24 protein-coding genes are annotated in these 24,946 nt (G+C 71.1%); 10 read left to right on the forward strand and 14 right to left on the reverse strand.

Annotation, left to right across the window (positions count from 1 at the left end):
- Positions 1 to 3: 3 nt before the first annotated feature.
- From F4560_RS22225 to F4560_RS22245, 5 genes are read right to left on the reverse strand one after another with little or no spacing between them, the layout of a single operon-like run.
- On the reverse strand, positions 4 to 1,104 hold the full coding sequence (locus F4560_RS22225; RefSeq protein ID WP_184922824.1) for a branched-chain amino acid ABC transporter permease: 1,101 nt from the start codon (positions 1,102 to 1,104) through the stop codon (positions 4 to 6).
- Complete coding sequence (locus F4560_RS22230) at positions 1,101 to 1,988, reverse strand: branched-chain amino acid ABC transporter permease (protein ID WP_184922826.1); 888 nt, start codon at positions 1,986 to 1,988, stop codon at positions 1,101 to 1,103. Before F4560_RS22230 ends, F4560_RS22225 begins: the two co-directional genes overlap by 4 nt.
- The gene (locus tag F4560_RS22235; protein ID WP_184922828.1) at positions 1,985 to 3,844 is read right to left on the reverse strand and encodes an AMP-dependent synthetase/ligase; all 1,860 of its coding nucleotides are present in this window, start codon (positions 3,842 to 3,844) and stop codon (positions 1,985 to 1,987) included. The genes F4560_RS22230 and F4560_RS22235 overlap by 4 nt, the downstream gene beginning before the upstream one ends.
- On the reverse strand, positions 3,841 to 4,653 hold the full coding sequence (locus F4560_RS22240; protein ID WP_312869413.1) for an ABC transporter ATP-binding protein: 813 nt from the start codon (positions 4,651 to 4,653) through the stop codon (positions 3,841 to 3,843). Before F4560_RS22240 ends, F4560_RS22235 begins: the two co-directional genes overlap by 4 nt.
- Entirely contained in the window at positions 4,650 to 5,435 is a 786-nt protein-coding gene (locus tag F4560_RS22245; protein ID WP_184922830.1) for an ABC transporter ATP-binding protein, read from the reverse strand. The genes F4560_RS22240 and F4560_RS22245 overlap by 4 nt, the downstream gene beginning before the upstream one ends.
- A gap of 212 nt (positions 5,436 to 5,647) precedes the next feature.
- Here F4560_RS22245 and F4560_RS22250 point away from each other — a divergent pair, with 212 nt between their 5' ends.
- The 4 genes from F4560_RS22250 to F4560_RS22265 all read left to right on the forward strand — a co-directional run bounded on the left by F4560_RS22250 (position 5,648) and on the right by F4560_RS22265 (position 8,618).
- Entirely contained in the window at positions 5,648 to 6,010 is a 363-nt protein-coding gene (locus F4560_RS22250) for an ATP-binding protein (protein ID WP_184922832.1), read from the forward strand.
- Between the two features lie 64 nt (positions 6,011 to 6,074).
- Positions 6,075 to 6,821 (forward strand): SigB/SigF/SigG family RNA polymerase sigma factor, encoded by a 747-nt coding sequence (locus tag F4560_RS22255; RefSeq protein ID WP_184922834.1) that lies wholly within the window; start codon positions 6,075 to 6,077, stop codon positions 6,819 to 6,821.
- A 52-nt stretch (positions 6,822 to 6,873) separates the two neighbouring features.
- Positions 6,874 to 7,287, forward strand: a complete 414-nt coding sequence (locus F4560_RS22260) for a hypothetical protein (RefSeq protein ID WP_184922836.1) — start codon at positions 6,874 to 6,876, stop codon at positions 7,285 to 7,287.
- A gap of 407 nt (positions 7,288 to 7,694) precedes the next feature.
- Positions 7,695 to 8,618 carry a baeRF2 domain-containing protein gene (locus F4560_RS22265; protein WP_184922838.1) on the forward strand — a complete coding sequence of 308 codons (924 nt, stop codon included), beginning with the start codon at positions 7,695 to 7,697 and terminating at the stop codon, positions 8,616 to 8,618.
- 185 nt (positions 8,619 to 8,803) lie between these two features.
- Here F4560_RS22265 and F4560_RS22270 read toward each other — a convergent pair whose 3' ends face one another.
- On the reverse strand, positions 8,804 to 9,823 hold the full coding sequence (locus F4560_RS22270) for a DNA topoisomerase IB (protein WP_184922840.1): 1,020 nt from the start codon (positions 9,821 to 9,823) through the stop codon (positions 8,804 to 8,806).
- 99 nt (positions 9,824 to 9,922) lie between these two features.
- On the opposite strand from F4560_RS22270, the gene F4560_RS22275 reads away from it, so the two are divergent.
- Positions 9,923 to 11,011 (forward strand): carboxylate-amine ligase, encoded by a 1,089-nt coding sequence (locus tag F4560_RS22275; RefSeq protein ID WP_184922842.1) that lies wholly within the window; start codon positions 9,923 to 9,925, stop codon positions 11,009 to 11,011.
- Between the two features lie 56 nt (positions 11,012 to 11,067).
- Complete coding sequence (locus tag F4560_RS45715; RefSeq protein WP_184922844.1) at positions 11,068 to 11,427, forward strand: STAS domain-containing protein; 360 nt, start codon at positions 11,068 to 11,070, stop codon at positions 11,425 to 11,427.
- Here F4560_RS45715 and F4560_RS22285 read toward each other — a convergent pair.
- The 4 genes from F4560_RS22285 to F4560_RS22300 all read right to left on the reverse strand — a co-directional run bounded on the left by F4560_RS22285 (position 11,424) and on the right by F4560_RS22300 (position 15,429).
- Complete coding sequence (locus F4560_RS22285) at positions 11,424 to 11,774, reverse strand: hypothetical protein (protein WP_184922847.1); 351 nt, start codon at positions 11,772 to 11,774, stop codon at positions 11,424 to 11,426. The two genes, F4560_RS45715 and F4560_RS22285, sit on opposite strands and share 4 nt — an antisense overlap.
- A gap of 58 nt (positions 11,775 to 11,832) precedes the next feature.
- Positions 11,833 to 12,291, reverse strand: a complete 459-nt coding sequence (locus F4560_RS22290; protein ID WP_184929305.1) for a nucleoside deaminase — start codon at positions 12,289 to 12,291, stop codon at positions 11,833 to 11,835.
- 147 nt (positions 12,292 to 12,438) lie between these two features.
- Entirely contained in the window at positions 12,439 to 12,768 is a 330-nt protein-coding gene (locus tag F4560_RS22295) for a TfoX/Sxy family protein (RefSeq protein WP_184922849.1), read from the reverse strand.
- A gap of 39 nt (positions 12,769 to 12,807) precedes the next feature.
- A complete protein-coding gene (locus tag F4560_RS22300) occupies positions 12,808 to 15,429 on the reverse strand; it encodes a CHAT domain-containing protein (RefSeq protein ID WP_184922851.1) in 2,622 nt (873 codons plus the stop codon).
- Between the two features lie 99 nt (positions 15,430 to 15,528).
- On the opposite strand from F4560_RS22300, the gene F4560_RS22305 reads away from it, so the two are divergent.
- The 4 genes from F4560_RS22305 to F4560_RS22320 all read left to right on the forward strand — a co-directional run bounded on the left by F4560_RS22305 (position 15,529) and on the right by F4560_RS22320 (position 19,712).
- The gene (locus F4560_RS22305) at positions 15,529 to 16,701 is read left to right on the forward strand and encodes a S8 family peptidase (RefSeq protein WP_221483608.1); all 1,173 of its coding nucleotides are present in this window, start codon (positions 15,529 to 15,531) and stop codon (positions 16,699 to 16,701) included.
- A 177-nt stretch (positions 16,702 to 16,878) separates the two neighbouring features.
- Positions 16,879 to 17,511, forward strand: a complete 633-nt coding sequence (locus F4560_RS22310) for an RNA polymerase sigma factor (RefSeq protein WP_184922855.1) — start codon at positions 16,879 to 16,881, stop codon at positions 17,509 to 17,511.
- Positions 17,477 to 17,941, forward strand: coding sequence for a hypothetical protein (locus F4560_RS22315; RefSeq protein ID WP_312869414.1), 465 nt, complete (start codon positions 17,477 to 17,479; stop codon positions 17,939 to 17,941). The genes F4560_RS22310 and F4560_RS22315 overlap by 35 nt, the downstream gene beginning before the upstream one ends.
- A gap of 118 nt (positions 17,942 to 18,059) precedes the next feature.
- On the forward strand, positions 18,060 to 19,712 hold the full coding sequence (locus tag F4560_RS22320) for a diguanylate cyclase domain-containing protein (protein WP_184922864.1): 1,653 nt from the start codon (positions 18,060 to 18,062) through the stop codon (positions 19,710 to 19,712).
- Here F4560_RS22320 and F4560_RS22325 read toward each other — a convergent pair.
- The 4 genes from F4560_RS22325 to F4560_RS22340 all read right to left on the reverse strand — a co-directional run bounded on the left by F4560_RS22325 (position 19,651) and on the right by F4560_RS22340 (position 24,585).
- A complete protein-coding gene (locus F4560_RS22325) occupies positions 19,651 to 20,418 on the reverse strand; it encodes a class I SAM-dependent methyltransferase (RefSeq protein ID WP_312869415.1) in 768 nt (255 codons plus the stop codon). The two genes, F4560_RS22320 and F4560_RS22325, sit on opposite strands and share 62 nt — an antisense overlap.
- Positions 20,419 to 20,489: 71 nt before the next feature.
- Entirely contained in the window at positions 20,490 to 21,086 is a 597-nt protein-coding gene (locus tag F4560_RS22330; protein ID WP_184922866.1) for a GTP-binding protein, read from the reverse strand.
- Positions 21,087 to 21,133: 47 nt separating this feature from the next.
- The gene (locus F4560_RS22335; protein WP_033441650.1) at positions 21,134 to 21,556 is read right to left on the reverse strand and encodes a roadblock/LC7 domain-containing protein; all 423 of its coding nucleotides are present in this window, start codon (positions 21,554 to 21,556) and stop codon (positions 21,134 to 21,136) included.
- Positions 21,553 to 24,585: a sensor histidine kinase gene (locus F4560_RS22340; protein ID WP_312869416.1), complete on the reverse strand. Its 3,033-nt coding sequence runs from the start codon at positions 24,583 to 24,585 to the stop codon at positions 21,553 to 21,555. The genes F4560_RS22335 and F4560_RS22340 overlap by 4 nt, the downstream gene beginning before the upstream one ends.
- Positions 24,586 to 24,946: the final 361 nt, after the last annotated feature.

The following is a 24,946-nucleotide window of genomic DNA, read 5'->3' on the forward strand; positions in this document are numbered from 1 at the left end:
CTTTCAGTACGAGAAAGGCCAAGTGCGCCAGTAATTGCGCACGCGCACCCAGATTCCGAACAGGCCCCGTGGCTCCACGATCAGGAACACCACGATCAGCAGCCCGTAGAGGACCGCCTCGACCTGGAACACCGAGATCCCGCCGGTCGCGTCGGAGCTGATGAACGGCAGCACCGTCGGGAGTTCCCGGGTGATGCGCGGCAGCAGCGTGATGAACAGCGCGCCCATGATGGCGCCGGAGATCGTGCCCGCGCCGCCGATGAGCACCATGGCGATGTACTGCACCGACAGCAGCAGGCCGAACGAGCCGGGGTCGAAGAACCCGTTGACCACGAACAGCAACGAGCCCGCCACACCGGCGTAGAACGACGACACGGCGAACGCCAGCGCCTTGTACCGGGTCAGGTCGACCCCGATGACGGCCGCCGCCAGGTCCCGGTCCCGCACCGCCGCGAACGCCCGCCCGATCCTCGACCGCACGAGGTTCCGCGCCAGCACGCCGAAGATCACCAGCAGCACGAACATCAGCAGGTACAGCTGCTGGGGCCCGGTGAACCACGCCGACGCCCGGTCCAGCCGCACGCCGAACAGCTCGGGCACCGCCGCCGGCCGGCCCACACCGGGACCACCCGTCAGCGACGTCCACTCCCGGAAGACGTGCTCGCCCAGGAACACCAGCCCCAGCGTCACGATCGCCAGGTACAGCCCGCGCAGCCGGGCCGCGATCGGGGCCACGATCAGCCCCGCGAGCCCGGCCACCAGCCCGGACGCCAGCAGCCACACCGGCAGCTCCGTCACGCCGAACCCGAGCACCCGCCCGTCCGGGTCACCCGACAGGGCGGCTCCCGTGTACGCGCCGATGGCCAGGAAGAACGCGTGGCCCAACGACACCTGGCCGGCGTACCCGGTCACGATGTTCAGCCCGATCGCGCCGATCGCCGCCACGAAACCGGTGGCCAGCAGCGTCAGCAGGTCGTCGGTGACGGCGAACGGCAGGAGCAGCGCGAACACCACCAGCGCGCCCGTCCACGAGCGCTTGGGACGCGTGTTGAGGAACGCCGTGTCCTGCGCGTAAGAGGTGTACAGCCCTGGACGGCCCTTCACACTCGTTCCACCTCCTTGCTGCCGAACAGCCCGTAGGGCCGGACGAGCAGCACGACCAGCATCAGCACGTACGGCGCGACGAGCGCGAAGTTCGGCCCGAGCCACGGCGCGACGTCACCCTGGTAGGTGCCGACGAGCGATTCGACGACCCCCACCGCGAGCCCGCCGACGACCGCGCCGCCGAGCGAGTCCAGCCCGCCGAGGATGATCGCCGGCAACGCCTTCAGCGCGATCACCCACAGCTGCTGGTCGACACCGGCGCCGGTGGCCACGAACACCCCTGCCAGCGCGGCCAGCCCGCCCGCGATGGCCCACGACAGGGCGAACACCGAGCCGACCGAGATGCCCTGCGCCAGCGCCACCTCCTGGTCGTAGGCGACCGCGCGCATGGCCAGCCCGATCCGGGAGAACCGGAAGAACGCGAACAGCACCGCGACCACGACCGCCGTCGTCACGAACATCACCAGGTACCGCTGCTGCACGTCGACGCCGAACAGCGTCACCGTCGACAGGCCCCACGGGTCACCCACCTGGCGGACGTCCAGCCCGATGAACGAGTTGGTCACCACCCGCACCACCACGTCCACGCCGATGGTGATGATCGCGACCACGAACACCGGCTTGCCGATCATCGGCCGCAGCACGGTCCGCTCCACGCCCAGCGCCAGCACCGCGATCAGCACCGCCGCGACCGGCACGGCCGCGAAGAACCCGATCTCCGCGGCCAGGTAGCTGACCAGCACCGCGCCCGCCAGCATGAACGCCGGCTGGGCGAAGCTGATCACCCTGGTGGACTTGTAGATGATGACGAAACCCAGCGCCAGCAGCGCGTAGATCGACCCGGAGCCCAGGCCCCGGAGCATCGACTGCACGAACTCGCTCATCCGCGCCCCCCGAGGTACATGTCGTCCACGAGGTCGCCGAACACCTTGGCCAGCGCCGACCGCTTCACCTTCTGCGTCGCGGTCAGCTCGCCGTCCTCGTGGTCGAGCTCCTTGGGCAGCATGCGGAACTTCTTCACCTGCTCCACGGAGGCGAACTTCTCGTTGACCTTCGTGACGATGTCCTGCACCAACTCCCGCACCTCGTCCTTCTCCGCCAGGTCGCGGTAGGTGGTGTAGGCGATCCGGCGCTGCCTGGCCCAGTGGCCGACGGTGTCCTGCTCGATGCCGATCAGCGCCACCAGGTACGGCCGCTGGTCGCCCACCACGATCGCTTCCTTGATGTACGGCGACGTCTTCAGCGCGTTCTCGATCTCCGACGGCGCCACGTTCTTGCCGCCCGCGGTGATGATGATGTCCTTCATCCGGTCGGTGATGCGGACGTGCGTGCCGTCCACCCACTCGCCGACGTCACCCGTGCGCAACCACCCGTCCGGGGTCATCGCCCGCCCGGTGGCGTCCTCGTCGCGCCAGTAGCCCGCGAACACGCCCCGGTGCCGGGTCTGGATCTCGCCGTCGTCGGCGATCCGCAGCTCCACGCCGGGGTGCGGCTCGCCGACCGTGCCGACCTTGACCCGGCCGGGCCGGTTTCCGGTGGCGATGGCGCTGTTCTCGGTCATCCCGTACACCTCGTGCATCGGGACGCCGATGCCCATGAAGAACCGCAGCACCTCCGGCGCGATGGGCGCCGCGCCCGACGACGCGTACCGGACGTGCCGCATCCCGATCCGCGTCTTCAGCGCGCGGAAGCAGAACAGCCAGCCCACGCCGTACTTCAGCCGGGTGCCGAACGTGTGCTCGCCGCCGTTGCGGACCAGCCGTTCGCCGAGCCCGTCGGCCACGTTCAGCCAGAACCGGGTCGTCATGCGCTTGAGCCAGGTGGCGCTGGACGCGCTGATCGTGATGCCCGCCAACAGCTTCTCCCAGATCCGCGGCACCCCGAACAGGATCGTCGGCTGCACCTCGCGCAGGTTGGCCTGCACGGTCTCGATGGACTCGGCGAAGTGCACCTGAACCCCGGCCGACGCGCTGAACCACGTGGTGAAGATGCGTTCGGCCACGTGGCACAGCGGGAGGTAGGAGAGGGTGATGTCCTTCGGCGACGGCGGTGGGTCGGTGAACCCTCCGCCCTCGACCAGCGACTCGATCGCGAACTCGACGTTCGCCACGGTCAGCATCGCGCCCTTGGGCGGCCCGGTAGTGCCGGACGTGTAGATCAACGTCATCACGTCGTCCGGCGCGGCCTCCCGCATCCGCCGGTCCACCGCGTCGGGGTGTGAGCCCCGGTGTTCCGCGCCGAGCGCCAGGAAGTCCTCCCAGGCGAGCAGCTTGGGGTTGTCGTAGCGGTGCCGGATGCCGCGCGGCTCGATGTAGACGATGCGCTCCAGGTCGGGCAGGGAGTCCAGCACGGCGAGCGCCTTGTCCACCTGCTCCTGGTCCTCGGCGATCAGCACGCGGGCGCCGGAGTGCGAGAGCAGGTAGGCGACTTCGCTCGCCGGGTTCGTCGGGTACAGGCCCACGGTGATCGCGCGGACGGCCACCGTGCCGATGTCGGAGTACAGCCATTCGCGGCGGTTCTCCGAGTGGATCGCGACCCGATCGCCCGGCTCGACACCGAGCGCCAGCAGGGCGTGCCCGACGAGCTCCGACTGGTCCCAGTACCGCGACCAGCCGACCTCCTGCCAGATGCCGAAGTCCTTGGCCCGCAGCGCCACCGTGTCCGGGGCCGACTTCGCCCGGTCCCGCACGCGGGTGGCGATGGTGGTCAGGCCGGTGGCGGTGGTGGTCGGGGCGGTCATGCGACACCTCCCACGGTCTGGTGCGCCTCGCCCAGGTAGGCGCGCACGACGTTCGGGTCCTGCTGCACCTCGGCGGGCGTGCCGGTGCGGATGGGCTTGCCGAAGTCGAGCACCATCACCCGGTCCGCGAGGTCCATCACCAGGCCCATGTCGTGCTCGACCATGACCATCGCGATGCCGAGCTCGTCCCGGACGTCCAGCACGAACCGCGCCATGTCCTCGGTCTCCTCGACGTTCATGCCCGCGACCGGCTCGTCCAGCAGGAGCACCTTCGGCTCCATCGCGAGCGCGCGCCCCAGCTCGACGCGCTTCTGCACCCCGTACGGCAGCAGGCCGACGGGCAGGCCGCGCCACTGCTCCAGTTCGAGGAAGTCGATGACCTCCTCGACGGCCGCCCGGTTCGCCAGCTCCTCACGCCGGGCCCGGCCTACCCACGCGAACGCGGCGAGCGCCCCGTACCGCATGTGGTTGTGCCGGCCCAACATCAGGTTCTCCACCACGGAGAGGTGCCCGAACAGCTCGATGTTCTGGAACGTCCGGGCGATGCCCATGGCGGCGATCTTGTGCGGGCGCTTGCCCACGATCTCGTCACCCAGGAACCGGACCGAGCCCTTCTGCGGCCGGTAGACGCCGGACAGCACGTTGAAGATCGAGGTCTTGCCCGCGCCGTTGGGCCCGATGATGGCGAACAACTCGCCCGCGGCCACGTGGAACGACACGCCGTCCACGGCCGTGACGCCGTCGAACGCCAGCGTCACCTGGTCCATCTCCAGGACGTTCGCCTGGGCGTCCTCGTCGGGAAGGCTCACGACAACCACCGCTTCCGCCGCTTGTAGTGCTTCACGTCGCGGAACGACTGCGTGGCGCCCTCGCCGCGCAGGCCCAGGTAGAACTCGCGCACGTCCTCGTCGGCCAGCAGCGCCGCGGCCGGCTTGTCCATCACGACCTTGCCGTTCTCCAGCACGTAGCCGTGGTCGGCGATGGACAGCGCCATGGTCGCGTTCTGCTCGACCAGCAGCACGGTCGTGCCCGCCGCGTTGATCTTCACGATGAGGTCGCGGATCTGCTGCACCATGAGCGGCGCGAGGCCCAGGCTCGGCTCGTCCAGCAGCAGGTAGCGCGGCTCGGACATGAGCGCCCGGCCGATGGACAGCATCTGCTGCTCGCCGCCGGACAGGTAGCCCGCGCTCTGCCTGCGCCGCTCCTTCAACCTGGGGAACAGCTCGTACATCCGTTCCAGGTTCTGCTTGATGCCGCGCGGCCTGCTGTGCCCGCCGACGCGCAGGTTCTCCTCGACCGTGAGCTCGCCGAGGATGCGCCTGCCCTCCAGCGCCTGCTTCACGCCGAGCGACGCGATGCGGGTCGGGGAGGAGCGGTGGACCGGTTCGCCGTCGAGCGTGATCCGGCCGCGGGTGATCTTGCCGTCGTGCACGTCGAGCAGGCCGGACAACGCCCTGAGCAGGGTCGTCTTGCCCGCTCCGTTGGCGCCCAGGAGAGCGACGATGCGCCCTTCGGGCACCCTCAGGCTCACACCGCGCAGCACCAACATCACGTCGTCGTAGACCACCTCAAGGTTGTTCGCCTCAAGCACCAGGCGCCTCCGTGGGGATGTCGGGGTGGCGATCAGTATGACTCCAGTCACACGGTTACCTACCGCTGTTCGCAAACCGTGATGAACCAGCTCACGGCATGTTCGGCTTTCACGATTCTGTTGCTCGGTCCTGTGTGGACGGGTGTAGCGGGAGGGGTCCGTGGGTATGCCCCCGGCGACGACAACGGGGTTGTGAGGAGCGTTCGCCACACATGGACGGCTCGGAGCTTGAGCTCAGGGTGGCGGCGAGACCGGCCTACCTCTCGACCGTCCGCGCGGTCGCGGGTGCGCTCGCCCGGTCCACGCCTGAGCTGGCCATAGACCTGGTCATCGCCGTCGACGAGGCGTGCACCGCGCTCATCGCGCGGTCGCTGGCGCCGTCGTCCGAACTGCGGTGCCGGTTCGCCCGTGAAGGTGATTCCGTGCGCTTCCGGGCGGAGGTGAGGTCGGCCGCGATGACCGTGCCGGATCATGACTCCTTGTACTGGAGGGTTGTCAGTTCCGTGACCGACGCGGTGGCGACCTGGATCGATGGGGAAGGGCGGTTGCGGGTCGAGCTGAGGTGTCGGGCATGAGCGGGTGTCGGGCATGAGCGGGTATCTGGCGTGAGCGGGTGTCGGCGATGAACGGGTGTCAGCGGTGAGCGCCGTGGACTACCAGCCGCTGTTCCACGAGCTGGCGGAGGCCGAGCGGGACGGCGAGCACTACCAGCGGATACGCGATCGATTGGTGACCGAGCACCTGCCGATGGCCAGGCACATCGCCGACCGGTTCGCCGAGCGGGGCGAGTCGGTCGAGGACCTGCGGCAGGTGGCGGCGCTCGGGCTGATCAACGCGGTGGACCGGTTCGACGTGTCGAGGGGGATCGACTTCCTGGCGTTCGCGGTGCCCACCATCACCGGCGAGGTGCGGCGGTACCTGCGTGACCAGGGGTGGGCCGTCAGAGTGCCGCGGCGGTTGAAGGAACTGTGCGTCGCGATCGACGCGGCGCGGGTGGAGCTGTCCCGGTTGACCGGACGGACGCCGACGCCCAGTGAGGTGGCACGGCACCTCGGCATCGCGTTGGACGAGGTGTACGAGGGGCTGCACGCGACGTCGGCGTACCACCTGCTGTCGTTGGACGAGCAGTCGATCAGCGACGAGTTGAACTACGCCGATGCTCTGATCTGCGACGATCCGGCTTTGGAGGTGGTCGAGCTGCATCACGCGTTGGATCCGATGCTGCGCGGGCTACCCAAGAGGGAGAGGCGGATCGTGGTGTTGCGGTTCTTCCGGAACATGACGCAGAGCCAGATCGCGGACTCGGTGGGCGTGTCGCAGATGCACGTTTCGCGCCTTCTGAGCCGATCACTGGCCCGATTGCGGTCTCTGCTCGATGATGAGTAGTGATAGCGGTGATAGCGCTCAGTGACCCAACAGCACACGGCCCGGTGGTCAGGTGGGGTTCCGCGGGTGGCTCGACGAGGCGGAAGGGGTGGTCGCAGTGGTGACGAGCCTGGGGAGCCTGGCCTGGCCGCAGCGAGCAGCCCTGGGGTTGGGCGTGTTGCTCACGCTGTGGGGTGTGGTGGATTTTGTGCGGGGCGAGGTGCCTCCCGGGGTGCTGCACGTGGTGACCGGTCTGGTGATCGGAGTAGCGGCGGTGCGCACGCGTGTGGCCCGGATGGCGGGGAGTGCGCTGGGCGTGGTGTACCTGGTCGTGTTCGCGTTCGGCGTAGGACAGCCCGACGGCGCGATGGACGCGGGAACCGTGGGGAACGTCGTGCACCTGCTGATCGGCTTCGCCTCAGTAGCCGTAGCCGAAAGCTGCGCCTGGTGCGAACAACACGCCAACCGCACCGCCCGCTCCCGCTAACCCCCCAATCCCCCGGCCACACCCCCGCACCGCCCGCTCCCGCCCCACCCCTCCCTTCCCTCGCCTGCCCCCATCCCGGTCGCCATCCACTTGCACCCGCCACCCACATCACTCCCCTTAGCTCTCTGCGTGTCCTCCCCGCCTGCCCTGGCCTCCCGCCCGCCTGCACCTCCCCTCCCCGCCTGCCGTCCCGCTTGCCCACTCCTCCTGCCGTCTCCTCCTGCCGTCTCCTCCTGCCAGCCCCTCGTACCCTCTCGGCGCCGCACACGGTCGCGTTGCACACTTTCGCGTTACACCGCCCCACTTTCGCGCAGAACCACCACCGGCCGACCTCCGCACCGCTCCGCCAAAACGGTTGCATCGAGCCACTTTCGGGTACCACCCGAGTGACCGATCGGGGAGGACCGATGCACACGGCGAGTCTGCAAGACCTGCTGGACGTCGAGGGCCCGTTCGTCTCCGTGTTCCTCGACGTAGGCGATCACGTCGACCTGCGGTGGCGGGCCATGCGCGATCAACTCCAGGCCCAGCAGGCCGACGCGTACCTGGTCGCTTTGGCGCACAACGCGATCACCTCAAGCGTGACCCCACGCGGCCTCGCCGGCCGGGGTCTCATCCTGGGCGACGGCCGGGTCCTGCTGGACCGCTACGTCCCCGTCCCACCCACCGGCTACACCGCGCGCTACGGCCCACTCCCGTACGTGCTCCCCTTGGTCGACCTCTCCGAACCCCTCCTCCCGCACGTGGTCGTCGAGGTCGGCGAGCACGGCGCGGACCTGCGCGCGGTGGACCCGACCGGGCGGCCGGTGGCCGTGGCGACGGTGGGCGCGCGCCGACCCGGCCGACGGCTGGACGCGGCGGAGTTGGCGGACGTCGCCGAGGAGGCCGCGACGCTCGTGGACCGCCTCGACGCACCACTGCTGGTGCTGGCCGGGCCGGTGGCCGGGCGGCAATCGCTGCGGGTGGCACTTCCTACCCGCTACCACCACCTGGTGGTCGAGGTGGAGGGGTCACCGGATCGGGCGGTGCTGCACCTGGCCGGGCGGGCGAATCAGGACGCGCGGCGCGTGGTGGTCGAGCGGTTCCGGGACGAGTCGACTCGGCTCACCGGGCGCGCGGTGCACGGGCTGGAGGCGGTCGGGCGGGCGCTGGAGGACGGGCGCGTCGACACGTTGTTGCTCACCGACACCGTCGTGGGCTCGCAGGAGGTCGACGGTGGGCGGGCCGACGAGGTGCTGCCGTTGCGGGCGGTGGCTTGTGAGGCCGAGATCGTGCTTGTCGGTGGGGCGGTTCGGTTGCATGAGGATGTCGGGGCGTTGCTGCGGGACTGAGGGTCGGGCGTTGCTGCGGAAGTAGGAGTCGGAGGTCGTTCGCGAGTGAGGGCCTGGGTCGTTCGGGAGTGAGGGTCGGGGGTGGTTCGGGGCTCCGCTGGTTTTCAACCGAGTATCGGTAACAGTGTTTCCGTACATTTTCGGCCCATGATCACCCAATCGTGTAGCGGGACTCCGACGCATCCCTAGGCACCGCGCAGCATCCGCCACACCGCGCGCTCCACCTTCTCACGATCACCCGACCTCGGCTTGATCAACCGCCCCTCGTCGAACAGCCGCACCACCCTCGGATCGACGTACGACTTCCGCGCCACCGCCGGCGTGTTCCCCAAGCTCTCCGCCACCTCCCGCATCACCGCCACCTCCACCCGCTTCCGCCCACGCCGCGACTCCGGCCGCCCCTCCCGCGCGAACGCCACCGCAGCCGACACCGTCGCATGCCAAGTCCGCAAGTCCTTCACCGAGAACTCCGCCCCCACCAACTCCTTGAACCGCTCGTTCACGTCATCCGACCCGACCTCGTACCCCCGCACGTCCACCAACAGCCGATCCCCACCGGAACGCCCGCGCAGCAACGACTTCACCGCCCGCGCCAACGCCGCGTCCTCCACCGAAGCGGTGAACTCGATCCCGCCCTTGGCCGGGTAGCAGAAGTCCACAGTGGAAGAGCCCGCAGAGCCCGCAGAGCCCGCAGAGCCCCAAGAGCCGGAAGAGCCCGAAGAGCCCACAGCCACGTGCGAGCACAGCAGAGTCGCCACGCCATGCGTGCCGTTGTCCGCCGCGTACTCCTCACTCCCCACCCGGAACACGCCCCGGTCCAGCAACGCCAACGCCACCGCCAGCACCCGGTCACGGGACCGCCCCCGCGACGCCAACTCCCGCCCCACCTCCGCCCGGAACGCCGGCAACGTCGGCGCCAGCGCCAGCACCCGGTCGTGCTTCTCCTCGTCCCGGTCCTGCCGCCACCGCGGGTGGTACAGGTATTGGCGGCGGCCGGCGGCGTCCGTGCCCACCGACTGGATGTGCCCGTTCGGGTACGGGCACACCCACACGTCGCGCCACGCGGGCGGGATGGCGAGGGACTTGATCCGCTCCACCGACTCGGGATCGACCGGCGCACCCGTGGCGTCGGTGTACTGGAACCCGCGGCCACGGGCGCGGCGGTGCCAGCCGGGGCCGGACGGGTCGCTGCGCCGCAGTCTCACAGCGGGCAGGTTCCCGGCTGGACCGGCCCGAAACCACCACTGGGCGACCGGATGCCGACACAGGGGTTGAACGGGCCGCCAAGTGGGTACGGGACCGTCATGACCCCGCCGTGGACCGTCGGAGTCGAGCAGGAGTTCCTGCTCGTCGACCCCGAGTCCCGCCGACCCGTGCCACTGGCCGAGTCGGTCGCGCAGCACGCCGACACCGACATGGACGTGCAGCGCGAGCTGACGCCGTTCCAGATCGAGGTGGCCACGCCGGTGTGCGGGACGGCCGGGGAGCTGGCGGAACAGGTCCTGCTCGGCCGGACCCACCTGGCGAAGGCCGCGCACGCGGCGGGCTGCCGGCTGCTGGCCTCCGCGGTGCCGCCGATCGGCACGCTTGGGCCGCCACCGGACACCGACGACGCCCGCTACCGGCTGATGCGGTACTCGCACCGCAAGATCATCGGCGGCCAGGGCGTCTGCGGCCTGCACGTCCACGTGGGCGTGCCGGACCGGGACGTCGCCGTCCGCGTGTCGAACGCCCTGCGCCCGTGGCTGCCGACGCTGCTCGCGTTGGGCGCGAACTCCCCGATCGAACACGCCGAGGACACCGGGTACGCGAGTTGGCGCTCGGTCGTCTGGTCGCGCTGGCCGGTCAGCGGCCCGCCGCCGCACCTGGAGTCCGGCGACGAGTACGACCGGCTGGTCAGCGCCCTGGAGTCGACCGAGGTGCTGCTCGACGCCGGCATGGTCTACTGGGACGTCCGCCCGTCCGCGCAGCACCCGACGGTCGAGGTGCGGGTCTCGGACATCCCGATGACGGCCCGCGAGGCCGTCGTCATCGCCGAGGTCATCCGGGCGTTCGCCCGCACCGCCGCCGACTCGGGTGAACCTGAACGGGTGAACGACGTGCTGTTGCGCGCCGCCTACTGGCGGGCCGCGCGGGACGGTGTGGACGGTCTGGCGGTCGACCCGCGCACCGGCCACCTGGTGCCCGCCCGGGACCGCCTCACCGAACTGGTTGCCTGGTGCGGCAACGCGCTCCGCGACGCCGACGCTCTGTCCACTGTGGAGGAACACGTCGGGTGGCTGGACGCGCACGGCAGCGGCGCGGCGCGGCAGCGCAGGGCGTTCGGCAGCTCGCCCGACGCCCGCAGGCTCGTGGACCTGATCCTCGCCGAGACGGTTGACGAGGCCTTTTGAGGACTACCGTGAAGTCGACGCCGATCCGGCGTCGATCGAGTGAGAGGAGAACCAGAGTGCCAGAACCCGCGGCGACGCTCGCTTCCGTAAGGGTCGACAGACCCTCGGACGGCGTGGTGGTGCTGCACGTGTCGGGCGAGTTGGACACGAGCAGCGCGGACGAGTTGGCCAGGCCGTTGCAGGAGCACCTGGTCGAGAACGTGCGGGCCGTGGTGGTGGACCTGGGCGGGGTGCGCTTCCTCGGCTCCGCGGGCCTGGAGTCGCTGGTGGTGGGCCGTCAGCGGGCGAGCGAACTGGGCATCCCGTTGGTGCTGGTGGCGACCAGCCGGGCGACGCAGCGGCCGATCGAGGCGACCGGTCTGGACTCCGTGTTCACCGTCGTCGGTTCCGTCGACGAGGCTTTGAGCCGGTTCTAGCCGAACCGGCGGACAGTCCTGATGGCGCAGCGCACCGCCCCCACCGGGGGCAGTGCGCCCGCCGGGGGCACGACCCACCTCGACTCGGCGGCCGGGATCCGGCGCGGGCCGTCCCAGTAGCGGACGTGGGGTGGCGGCACGTGCGGCGGCACGGGTCCGGGATCGGGTCTGGCCAGGAACAACCAGCGCAGCCGCGGGCCGGGGATGGCCAGGATCGGGCCGAGCGGGCCGGCCGAGCGGAGTTGGTGGCTGACCTCGGCGCCCCAGCTCGCGGGCACCTCCACCGCCACGGCGGTCTCGTCCAGCACCAGTGCGTCGAGCGATTCGTCTACGCGCCAACGTTCCATGCCCGCTGATCCTGGACACGCCCCGTGTCGGGATTGTGTCCACGCGGAGCGCGGCGCGTTAAGACTGCTCTTGACCGATGTCCGCGCTGACGTCCTCGCCGATGTCCTCGAACCACAGCTCCGGCTTGGCGGCGATGAAGTCGGTCATCATCCGAACGCACTCCGGGTCGTCCAGGAGGGTGATCCGCACCCCGTGTTCCGCGAGCCAGTCGTGACCGCCGTGGAACGTCCGGGCCTCGCCGATCACCACATGGGGGATCCCGAACTGGCGAACGAGACCGCTGCAATACCAACAGGGTGACAGCGTGGTGACCATGATCGTGTCCCGGTAGCCGGCCCGGCGGCCCGCGTCGCGGAACGCGGCGGTCTCGGCGTGGGTGGAGGCGTCACCGTCCTGCACGCGCCGGTTGTGGCCGCGGCCGAGGAGCGTGCCGTCCGCGGCGAACAGCGCCGCGCCGATCGGGATGCCGCCCTCGGCGAGTCCGGCGCGGGCCTCGGCCACCGCTACGGCGAGCATGTCGTGTGCGTCCACCCGGCCAACCTACTTGGACAGACCCGTACTTGGGCAGCCTCGTACTCGCGCCGGCCGTTACTTGGCGGCCCTCACTTGGCAGGCCCCCACTTTTGGTAGGCCCCACTTGGCAGGCCCCACTTGGGAGGCCCTCTACTTCGGAGGCAACGCCTCGACGAACTCCCGCGCCCGGCCGATCCAGTCGGTCAGCCCGGAGTCCTCGTCCAGCACCGCGCCGTCGACCACGACCCACCCGCGCATCACCTTGCCGGTGAGGTCGAAGACCTTCGTGCCGGGCAGGGCGAGGCACGCGTCCGCGGCGTCCGGGCCGACGCGGGCGATCATGTCGTCGCCGCTCACGCCGACCAGCATGTTGCCGTGCAGCAGGAACACGAGCGAGCCGAACATGCGCTTGGCGCTGACGCCGGGCAGGTCGCCGATCTCGTCGCGGATCCGTTCGGCAAGGTGTTCGTCGAACGCCATGTCCTGTCCTCCCAAGAGAGTCGCTACGCGAGAGAGTCGCTACGCGCCGAAGCAGAGGAACCCGGCGCTCGCGGCGTACGCGGCGTCGCCGTCCTCCCGGTGCGCTTCCTGCGCCCCGGCCAACGCCATCGCGGGCGAGTCGCCCTTGCCCAGCCTGCGGTGCAGTTCGACCATCAGCGGTGTGGTGACCTCGGCCGGCACCGGGACGACCGGCGCGACGAGGGTCCGGGTGCCGAGCCCGAGCAGCGCGGCGGTGAAGCCCATCAGCTCGTCGCCGGGCCGCACCGCGGACAGGCCCGAGTCGCACGCGGACAGCACGACCCGAGCCGGTGGGGTGCGCAGCCGTTCCAAGTCGTAGACGGTGAGCGGCCCGTCCGCGAGTTCCAGCGCGGAGAACAGCGGGTTGTCCGCGCGGAACGAGCCGTGCGCCGCCACGTGGGCCAGCGGTGCGCCGTCCATCGCCGCCGCCACCGCGTCCACCGTCGCGGACGCGCCCACCAGCACCGACGCGGAGCTGCCCGGTGGCGAGCCGGAGGCGATCGCGGAGATCTCGGTCGGCGCGGCGGGAAGCCGCGGACCCGCCGCCAAGACCACCCGATCGTGTGAAATCAGGGTGGAGGTGGCGGCTCGCAGCCACACCGTCGCCGACGGCACCACGGTCACCGACCGGCCGCGGCACGCGGGCAGCGCGGACCACGGCAGGCCGCCCAGCTTCCCGGTCGGCACGAGCACCAGCGGCCGGTCGTCGAGCCGCCGCCGCACCGGCTCCAGCAGCCTGGCCTGCAACAACTTCGCCGCGTGCTCGGCGCCCGCGCGCACCGCCGTCCGGTCGACGTGCTCGGGCAGCGTCACGAGCCGGTGCAGGGCGAACCGCAGCAGCCGCAGTTCGCGCAGCGCGGCGTCCAGCGGCCCGAGGCGGTGCAGCGACGCCCGACCGCCCGCGACCACCACCGCCAGCAACGCGCCGTCGTGGTCGATGTACTCCACCAACGCCGACGAGCCGAGCGCCCGCGCCAGGTCACGCACCGCAGGCGGCTTGAACACCGCGCCGCCGCCACCGGCCTGCCGGGTCAGCTCGCGCACCCGCTGCTCGCCGCGCACCTGCCGCTGCCGCAGCGCCGCCGTGGGACGTCCCGCAGTGGACGCCGCCTCCAGGTCCGCCGCCACGGCCCGCAGCTCGGCCAGCGCGTCGGCCAGCCCGGAGTCCTCCGGCGGCCGGGCCGGCGTCATCCGCAGCGCGCCCGCCCGCCACGCCTCGGCCCAGCTCAGCACCCGACCCGCCCGCCCGCCGGCCACCGCCGTCCGCAGGCCCTCCAACGCCAGCGCCTTGCCCTGCGCGCCGCTCAACGCCCGCAGCTCAGGCGCCCCCAGCGACACCCGGTACTCGTCCAGCAGCGCCAGGCCCTGCCGCAACGCGATCTGCGCGCCGCGCGTGTTGCCGAGCAGGTCACGCCGCATCGCCTCGGCGTACCAGCCCTGCACGCGGTGCGCCGCCGGTCCGCCGCGCCTGGCCGCGCCCGCCGTCGACAGCTCGGTCACCGCACGCCTGCGGTCGCCGATGTCCCGGGCGACCAGGGCCGCGTCGACCCGCGCCTCCAGGCCCGCCATCGGCCACCCCAGCTCGTCCAGCCGGGACGCCACCCTCGTCAGCGCCGTCACCAGGGCCTTGGTCCGCTGTCCGCTCAGGTAGGCCGCGCGCAGCTCCACGTGCCGCGCGCCCGCCTCCCACACCTCGCGCTTCTCCCGGCGGAACCCCTTGCGCGCCGCCACCGCCTGCTCCACGGCCAGGTCGAGGTCGCCCTCCAGCAGCGCGATCCGGGCCCGGTAGAACAACGCCTCGGACCGGGCCAGCACCAGGTCGCCGCCCAGTTCCGCGAGCGCCCGGTCGGCCGCCGCACGTGCCTCCTCCAGCAGCGGCACGGACACCAGCAGCTCCAGCCGGTTGATCAGCAACGCGGGCCGCGGCACCTCCAGCCGCCGGTACTCGCGCTCGGCCTCGGCGAACATGGTCAACGCGCGCGGCACGTCACCCGCCCGTGACGCCGAGATGCCCGCGTTCCACCGCACGTCCGCCACGGCCAGCCCTTGGTCCAGCTCCCGGTACAGCACGGCCGCGCGGTCGAAGTCCTCGTCCGCCGCACGCAGGCCGCCCGTGTAGGCACGCAGGAGCCCCCGGTTGTTCCGGGCGCGCGCTTCACCGAGCTTGTCGTCGGTGCGGCGGGCGGCCTCGATCGCCCAGTTGTACTCGCGCTGGGCCTCCTCGTACCGGCACAGGTAGTGCAGCACCAGGCCGCGCTGCATCCGGGCGATGTCCGCGTCGCCGCCGCGCAGCTCGGGCAGTGCCGCGTTGATCGCGCGCAACGCCAGCGCGTGGCGCCCGGTGTTCGACAGCACGAATGCGAGACTCACTCTCGCCAGTGCGGCCAATCGTGTCGAACCCGCTCGTTCGGCGGCACGGATGGACCGGCGCAGGTGGGTCAGCGCGCCTTCGAAGTCGTGCAGTTCGCGCAGTGACAACCCGATCGCGCGCTCGGCTATGGACGCCTCCTCGGCGTCGCCCACCGCTCGTGCCGCCTTCAGCGCCGAACGGCCCATCGCTATTGCCGCCCGCGGATCCCGTTGCCGGGCTTCCAGTGCTGCGGCGGCGGAAACCCCTGCCACGAACCCACCTTATTACCAAGAGCCCTGTGGTAGCTTGCTGTTCAGCCCCGTCGACGCTGCTGTGAGGCCTCGGTGTCCGAACCATCGAATCGCTCCGAGTTGTATCAAAGAGCCTTCCACCAGGCCCTCCTCGAACACAAGAACTTCCGGCTGCACGCCGAACGCGGACGGGAATTCATCTTCGTCGCGGGCGAGCTGCTGACCATTCCGCAGGACGCCGATCGGGTGGCCCGGAAACTGGCGCAGAACGGCATCGGCTACCAGCGGGGCCGGGATTTCGCTGGAATGGTCCGGTTCGTCCTGCCGCGCAATTCCGATGACATCCCGGACATCGTCCGCCTGCTGCGCGACCCGGAGCAGTGGCCCGGCGAGCGCACCCCGTTCGTGCAGCCGCACCACGTGCTGGTCGGCCACGGCGGCAACATGCACGGCCACCCCGGCCAGCCGCCGAAGGTCGCCGGCCCGCTGCCGGACCCGGACAAGGCCGCCGCCGGGCACGGCAAGGGCGTGGTCGTCGGCATCGTCGACACGGGCATCTCGAAGTCCGCCGGGAACGACCACCCGCTGTGGCTGGCCAACGCGTTCCTGCCCAAGCTGGACGAGGTCGACGCCGCCTACGCGCACGACGACGTGTTCGCGATGGAAGGCGGGCACGGCACGTTCGTCGCGGGCGTGGTCCGGCAGGCCGCGCCCGGTGTCCGGTTCGACCCGGAGAAGGCGCTCGACCCGACCGGCCTGGGCACCGAGGAGGACTTCGCCAAGGCGCTGACCTCGTTCGACGAGAAGGTCCAGATCATCAACATCTCGCTGGGCTGCTTCACGCAGGACGACGTGGCGTCCGAGCCGATCCGCAAGGCGGTCGCGGCGCTGCCCGCCGACGTGGTGGTGGTCGCCTCCGCGGGCAACCAGGGCACGAACCGGCCGAGCTGGCCCGCCGCCCTCCAGCGCGTGGTCGCCGTGGCGGCGGTCGCCGAGGAGCTCGACGCGACCCGGAGCCCGGCGTGCTACTCCAACCACGGGCACTGGGTGGACGCCTGCGCCGTCGGCAACCGGACCAGCACGTTCCTCAAGGGCCAGTGGGTGCTGCCGGGCGAGCCGCCGGAGGTCTACGACCGCTTCGCGTACTGGCTGGGCACATCGTTCGCCGCGCCACACGTAGCCGGCCGCATCGCCGAAACCATGACCACCCTCGGCCTGTCAGCCACAGCCGCACGCGACCACCTACTGGCCGGCTCGGAGTTCTTCCCCGGCTACGGCATCTTCATACCCTGACCGCGACGCCGGAGGCGGCTCAATCCAGCACAGCGCCATCCAATCCTGTATCTGACGGTCGGGTCTGTGCTCCGTAGTGTGTGGCAGCAACGAATCCGAAGTCCGTGACCCGGCTGGGGTCCGCGCCGGCGCAGACCGGGGCGGAGGCGCAGCATCCCCTGGACAAGAGGAGGGGACGTGACCCTTGCATCCCCGATCGCCGCGCTCGTCGCGGCGGCGGCGGAGGGCGACCAGCGCGCCTGGAACGAGATCGTCGCGCGCTACACGCCGCTCGTGCTGGCCGTGGTGCACCGGCACCGGCTGCGCCCCGCGGACGCCGCGGACGTGCACCAGACGGTGTGGCTGCGGCTGGTGGAGCAGGTCGGCCGGCTCCGCGAGGCGGACGCGCTGCCCGGCTGGATCGCCACGACGACCCGCAACGAGTGCCTGCGGATGCTGCGCATGCAACAGCGCACCCAGCCGTACGACCCGCAGTCGCAGGACGAGCCGGCGAGCCCGGACGACGCGGTCGCGGACCTGGACGAGGAGATGGAGGCCGCCCAACGGCGGCAGGCGCTGCGCGAGGGCTTCCGGGCGTTGCCCGAGCACTGCCAGGTCCTGTTGGCGAAGCTCATGGCGGACCCGCCGCCCAGCTACGCGGCGGTCGGCGAGGAGCTGGCGATGCCGGTGGGCAGCATCGGGCCCACCCGGATCAGGTGCCTGGACAAGCTGCGCAAGACTCCCGCGGTGCTGCGGCTGGTCGGCCCGCACACGGACGACGGAGGAGGTGTGGTCGGTGCTGAGGGACGATCCGGGGTGGGAAAGCGATGAGGTGCTGCTGCGGGAGCTGCGCGCGGCACTCGCCGAGGAGCGTGACGTGCCCGAGCACCTGCTCCAGGCGGCACGTGCCGCGTACACGTGGCGCACGGTCGACGCCGAACTGCTGGCGTTGACGAGTTACGACTCGATCCTCGACGCCGGGCTGGCGAAGCGGGCGCGGGCGGCGCAGACGGCGCGGCAGCTCGTGTTCGACGCGGAGGGCTTCTCGGTGCAGGTAGAGGTGACCGAGGCCGGTGTCGCCGGCCAGGTGTTGCCCGCCCGGCCGGGCCGGGTGTGGCTGCTGACGGCGACCGGGCCGGTGGAGGACGCGGAGCTGGACGAGCTGGGCATGTTCCTGCTCGGCCCGCCGCCCGCCGGTCCCGTGCGGTTCCGCTGCGAGGTCGACGGCAGGACGGTCATGACCGACTGGGTCTGCGTCTAGCCCGTCACGGCACCCGGGTGCTCGTGGCGGGCGTTCGCACGCCCGGCCCCTTGACTGCGGTGGCCGTGGGTCGCAAGATTCAGCGACCTGATCTTCACCCACCGCCGCACACCACCACATGACCCAGCAGGCCCGAACGACCCCGGCCGAGATCGACGCCGCCTCGGCCCTTGTGGCGCGCCCGCACGGCGAGTCGGCCGTCGGTGCGGCATCAGGCGGCCTACCTGCCGGTGAGCTGTCAGCCGGTGAGCTGTCGGCCGGCGAGATCTGGGCCGTGGAGCTGCCGGAGCTGTTCCGGCAGGTCTTCGTCGGTTCCACCGCGGGCATCGCGATCTTCGACCCGGACGGCGCGCTGGTCGTGGTCAACCCGGCGTTGGAGGCGATGCTGCCGTCGGCCGACCTGTCGACGTTGTTCGTCGCGGACGAGGTCAAGGTGCAGCGGGAGTTCACCGACGCGGCCGGCGACCCGGTGTGGGTGAACGTGGCCACGTCGGTGGTCCGCGACCCGGACGGACGACCCCGCTGGCACGTCGCCGTGGTCGACGACACCACCGAGCAGCGCGTGCTTCGCGACTACCTGCGACACCAGGCGCTGCACGACGTGCTGACCGGTCTGCCGAACCGGCAGGGGTTCCTGCCGAAGCTGGAACAGGTGCTGAGCCGGCCGGGCTCGATCACGTTGTGCTACCTGGACGTGGACAGCGTCGCGATCGTGAACGACGGCCTCGGCTACGAGTACGGCGACGAACTGCTGAAGGTGGTCGCACGGCGGCTGACCGAGGTGGTGTCGGGCGAGAACGCCACCGTGGCGCGGATCGGCGGCGACGAGTTCGTCGTGCTGATCGAGGATTCGCCGACCACACCGGGGATCTCCGCGCTGGCCCGGTCGATCGAGGCCGCGCTGACCGAGCCGGTGCACCTCGCCGGGCACGGTGTGGGCGTGTCCGCGGGGATGGGTTTCGTCCGCACGTCGGCGCGCGGGTCGGACGCGATGGCGTTGCTGCGGCAGGCGCACAGCACGCTGCGCCGCGCGGAGAGCGGCGGCAAGGGCCAGTGGGGCATCTACGACGCCGGGCAGGACGCCCGCGACCGCACCCGGCTGTCCCTGATCGCGACCATGCCCGGCGCGTTGCAGAACGGCGAGATCGCGCTGGACTACAAGCCGGTGACACGGGACGGCGAGCAGGTCGCGGTGGCGGCCAGATTGCGGTGGCACGACGCCGAGAGCGGTCCGGTGTCGCACCCGGAGTGCCTGCGGTTCGCCGACGAGCTGGGGCTGAGCGGGCCGCTGGCCGAGTGGGTGCTGGAGGAGGCGTGCGAGTTCGCCGCCGCCGAAGGGCTGCCGGTGCTGGTGCAGCTGTCACCGGACCAGTCCCGTGACCCGGACCTGACCGCACGGGTGGCGGAGGCGTTGCGCGCGTCCGGTCTGGCGCCGCGGGAGCTGTGGCTCAGCCTCGCCGCCCAGGCCCTCACCACCGATCAGAGCCTGGCCGAGGGCCTGGACGCGGTGGAGGACAACCTGACCACGTTGGCCGACATGGACGTCCGCCGCCTGCTGCACGGCGTCACGTTCGCCCTGCCGGAGCTGTCCATTGTGGAGCGTCACGGCCTGCACGGCGTCGAACCGGCCGCCCCGCCACCGGAAGCGTTGGCGCACAAGGCGTTGACCGCACTCCTGCCGCTGGTCCGGGCGACCGGCGCGCTGGTCGTCAGCGGTTGGGATATTCCCAGGGTGGACCTGCCCGGAGTGGACCTGGTCGTGCGATCGTGATGATCTCGCGGCTGGTGTCGGCGAGCGGGGTCCGGTCCCAGAACCCGTAGCGCTCGACCACCTCGAACCCGGTCTCGACCAACAGCGAGTCGAGGTGGTCGGCCGCCACGAACCGCAGCGTGCCGCGGTCGACGCGGGGTTCCGGCCAGTCCGGGCTGCTGAACGTCTCGGTCATCGTGACCAGCCCGTCCTCCACGCTCTCCACGAAGTGCTCGACGCGCACCCGCTCGCCGTCGTGGCCGACGATGTCGGTGCCGTTCTCGGGCGTCCACCGCTCCCACGCCCGCGCGCCGGGGTTGCGGGTCTCGAACGCGAACCGCCCGTCCGACTTGAGCGCCCGGCGGATCGCGGCGAACTGGGCGCGCGCCTCGTCGTCGGTGAGGAAGATCTGGAACGCGTGCCCGGTCATCACGACGAGGTCGAACTCGCCGTCGAACGCGACCGTGCCGAGGTCACCCCGGATCCACTCGACACCCGGATCGCGCCGCGCCTGCGTGAGCATGCCCTCGGCCGGGTCCAGCCCGACCAGCCGACCGGGGTGGTCACCGGCGCGGGCGGCCTTGAGCAGCATGCCCGTGCCGCAGCCCACGTCGAGCACGGCGTCGGCGGCCATCACGAGGTCGATGTAGAAGTGGTCGTCCTCGCCGAACTCGTTGATCAGGTCGTAGTAGGCGGCCAGGTCCGGGTCCTCGAAAGAATCTGCCACCTGGCCGATTCTGTCCCGAACGGCGAGGGGGCCGCGACCGATTTCCGGTCACGGCCCCCTCGATCCGACGATCAGGCGAACGTCGGCAGCCGCATCGCGTGCTGGACCAGCGTGATCAACGTCTGCTTGGTCGACTGCCGGTTCCGCGCGTCACAGGGCACGATCGGCACCGACTCGTCGATCGTCAGCGCCTCCCTGATGTCCTCGATGCGGTGGTGCAGCAGCCCGTCGAAGCAGTTCACGCCCACCACGTACGGCAGTTCGCGGTCCTCGAAGAAGTCGATCGAGGCGAACGCGTCCGACAGCCGGCGGGTGTCGACCAGCACGACCGCGCCGATCGCGCCGCGCACCAGGTCGTCCCACATGAACCAGAACCGGTGCTGTCCGGGCGTGCCGAACAGGTACAGGATCAGGTCGCTGTCCAGCGACACGCGGCCGAAGTCCATGGCCACCGTGGTGGTCATCTTGTTCGGCGTCGCCGACAGGTCGTCAACGCCGACGCTGGCCTCGGTCATCACCGCCTCGGTGGTCAGCGGGACGATCTCCGACACCGACCCGACGAAGGTCGTCTTGCCGACACCGAACCCGCCCGCCACCACGATCTTGGTCGACGTGACGGTCAGGCTCGCCGCGGGTGTCCCCGTCCGCCCGGGAGCGCCACCGCTCATGTTGCTCTGCTTTCCCTAGTAGTAGGACCTCGCCGGGTGGTGGGACCTCAGCCGCGCATGGCGACGTGCAGCTGCGAGCGGATCTCCGGGGTGAGCTGGACGCCGACCCGCTCGACCAGGCGCGTCATCGCGTAACCGATGAGGCCGATGTCGCAGTTGGGCGCGGCCAGCACGGCCAGGCAGGAGCCGTCGCTGATCGACATCAGGAACAGGTAGCCCCGCTCCATCTCCACCACGGTCTGCTTGACGTCACCGGCCTCGAAGCAGCGTGCCGCGCCGAGGTTCAGGCTCACCAGACCGGACGAGACAGCCGCGAGCTGCTCGGCGCGATCGATCGGCAACCGCTCCGAGGACGCGAGCAACAGGCCGTCCGCGGAGACCACGATCGCGTGCGCGACGCCCGCGACCCGGGCGACGAAGTCGTCGACCAGCCAACTGAAGTTGTCGATTTCCTCGGCTGCGGTGGTCACTTCTGCTCCTTGTTGTCAACGTTGCCGAATGACGGGCCTTCCCAAGGCATCCCTGCGTCGTCGCCGGTCTGGCGGCCCAGCTGCACGCCCCGCTGGTAGGTGGCGAAACGCTGCCGCAACCGGTCGGCGGACCGGCGCGGCGGAGCGGCGGTCGCGAGACCGGACGGCGTCGAGCCGTTCGCGGACGGCTGGGCCGTCGGCGCGGACCCGCGTGGCGCGGGCGCGGTGAGCGAGCCGGGCACCAGGCGCGCCTTGGGGACGCGCTTGGGCAGGCCCGCGGTCGTCGTGTCGTCGACCGGCGCCTTCAGCACGCTGCTGGCCGTCGACCAGCTGTCCTCCGCGGCGCCCCAGCCCGGGGACGGTGACGGCGCCGCCACCGCGCCGGACGAGGGGATCGCGGACGGCGCGGGCTCGCGCTTGGGCAGTCCGCCCGGGGTCGCGGAGCGCGGAGCCGGCGGAGGTGTCGACGCCCGGGGCGCCGCGGCCGGCGCGGGCGGCGTGATCAGGTCGGACCGGTCGGTGTACGCCGTCTGCTCGGACGCCGTCCCGTGACCGTTGACGATCGCGTTGTCGGAGCCCATCAGCTCGGCGCGGTCGGCGAACATCGTCCGCTCGGACGCGGTCTCCGGCGGGGCCGTGGTCGGCCTGCGGTCGCCCAGCTCGCCCTGCACGGCCGCCTCGGCCTCGCCGCCCTGGAACCACCGGGACAGCACGTCCTCGTAGATCGGCAGCCGCTGGGTGGACGCGTCGTCCTCCTCGACCACCGGCGGCGGCGGTTCCGGCTGCCGGGTGGACGGCGGGTACGAGTAGTCGGGCAGCTCGTCGTCCACCGGGGGCACGGTCTCGGTCACCGTGGCGGTGAACAGGTCGGCCGCCGGGGTCTGCTCGATCTCGAAGTACCCGCCGGGGTCGGCCTCGTGCGTGTGCACCACCTGCGGGAACGGCGCGGGCGTCGCGTCCAGCGGCTGGTAGCCGCCGGGTGCGATCTCCGGCGTCCACTTGGGCACGCCCGCCAGCACGCCGACGCCGCTCTCCTCCAGCGCCGGGTTCGCCTGCCGCTGCGGCAGCGCGAGCGGCGCCGGCTGGGCCTGGATCTGCTCGGGGCCGCGGTGGAGCAGTCCGACCGGCAGCACGACCTGCGCGGTCACGCCACCCTCTATGTCGTCGTTGTTGGTCAGCGTCACCCGGATCTCGTGCCGCTTGGCCAGCTGGCCGACCACGTACAGGCCCATCTCGCGGGCCACCGACACGTCGACCTCGGGCGGGTCGGCGAGCTTGATGTTGGCGTCGATGACGTCCTGCTCCTGCATGCCGACACCGCGGTCGTGGATGCGGATCGACACCTCGCCGCGCCGCGTCTCGATGGCCCGCACCGTCACCTTGGTGGTGGGCTTGGAGAACGCGGTCGCGTTGTCGAGCAGCTCGGCGATGAGGTGCGCGAGGTCGTTGACCACGCGGCCCTGGACCTTGAGCTCCGGCGCGGGCGCGATCTGGATGCGGGCGTACTTCTCCACCTCGGAGACCGCGGCGCCCAGCACCTCGGAGATCGGCACCGGCCGGGTGACCCGGCGGTTGACCGTGGTGCCGGACAGCACCAGCAGGTTCTCGCTGTTGCGGCGCATCTGGGTGGCCAGGTGGTCCAGCTCGAACAGGCTGGCCAGCTGGTCCGGGTCCTGCTCGTCCTGCTCCAGCCGGTCGATGACGGTGATCTGCCGCTCGACCAGCGCCTGCGAACGCCGGGACAGGTTGATGAACATGTCGTTGACGTTCGCGCGCAGCGCCACCTGCTCGACCGCGAGGCGGACGGCTTCGCGCTGCACGGCGTCGAACGCCCGCGCCACCTGGCCGACCTCTTCGGTCGTGTTGATCGGCACCGGCACCAGCGCCTCTTCCGCGGCACGGGCCGGGTCGCGGTGCGTCCGGATCCGCTTGATCGCCTCCGGGAGCCGGTTGCGGGCCACGTCCAACGCGGTGCGGCGCAGCAGGCGCAGCGGCGTCAGCATCGAGCGGGCGACGAAGGCCATGAGGGCGAACGCGACCACCAGTGCCGCGGCGACCAGTGCCGCGTCACGCCACGCGGACGCGCGGGCCGCCTCGGTCAGCTCGACCGACTCGGTGTCCGCCTGCCGTTCGATGTCCTGCGACACGGACCGCAGCAGCGCCGCGGTCTCCTCGCCCACGCGCATCACGTCGGCGTCGGAGATGGACACGCGGCCGGAGTCGGCCTGCTGCACCAGCGCCAGCTGCACGAGCCGGTTGCGACCGTCCACAGAGGAGCCGGACACCTTGTCCGACAGCAGCTGCCGGTTCTCCGGGCTCGCCGTGATGGCGAAGTCGGTCAGCGCGGCGTCCAGTCGGGACTGGGCCGCGCGCAGGGCGTTGACCTGGCCGGGCGCGAACTCGCCGCGCTTGGCCGTGGACAGCAGGATCGAGTTCTGCTGGGTCAGCTGCTCCTTGGCGCTGTAGAGCGCGAGGTTCGCCCCGGACAGCGGGATGATCCGCTCGTGGCTCTCACTGCTCGCGGTGGCTCGGTGCACCTGCGACAGCGCGGCCAGGACCTGGCCGTAGGCGCTGTGCACCGAGATGTCGGGGTACTTGGTCGTGGTGACCGTGTTCCGCAGCGCGTCGAGCCCGTCGAGGGACTGCAACGACTTCTGGAACGCCTCGCGCACGGCCTCGTCGATACCGGTCGTGGCGGCGGCGACGTCCCGCAGCCTGCCGATCTCGGTGTCGACCTTGTTCGACCGCATGACGAGCTCGTTGGCGTTCGCCTGCCGGCCGCCCGCGACGAACCAGACCGCGACGTCGCGCTCCAGTTGCAGCGCGTCCGCGACCGCCGCCGTCTGGGCGGACAGCTGGAGCTCCCGCTGGACCTGGCCGAACAGCTCGACATCGTCGAGTTGGGTGTTCAGCCTCAGCCCCGCGAGGGTCAGCGTGCTCAGCGCGGGCACCAAGAGCACCACGGCCAGCTTGCTGCGCAGGCGCCAGTTCCGCAGACGCCACCGGGACATTCCCCGGTCGGCGGGCACGGCGCCTGTGCTGGGACCCGAGTCGGGTGGACCGCTGCTCGCGGCACCCGCGTCGAGTTGAATCCGCTCCGGATCTCTCCCGGAGGCGTGGTCGTCATGACCGCGCACCGTCAGCACACTCCCCAGCCCCCCAGCCAGTGATATCGACACTTCCCTGCAAACCCGGTGGATCTTGGTGGAAATTTCCCCCGAGTCATACCGCCGTTCGGACGACTAAGCCGGTAGTTCGCAAATCAACCATTGTCGCGCACGCCACAGTCGGACGCGCTAAACGATCGCTAACCGGCGTTCACTGATTTGTCATGCGTCCGACCCGGACGGGAAACACCGGAGGGGGGAGCCCGACCGGACTCCCCCCGTC

Origin of the sequence: Saccharothrix ecbatanensis (assembly GCF_014205015.1) — a bacterium.
Taxonomy (GTDB): domain Bacteria; phylum Actinomycetota; class Actinomycetes; order Mycobacteriales; family Pseudonocardiaceae; genus Actinosynnema; species Actinosynnema ecbatanense.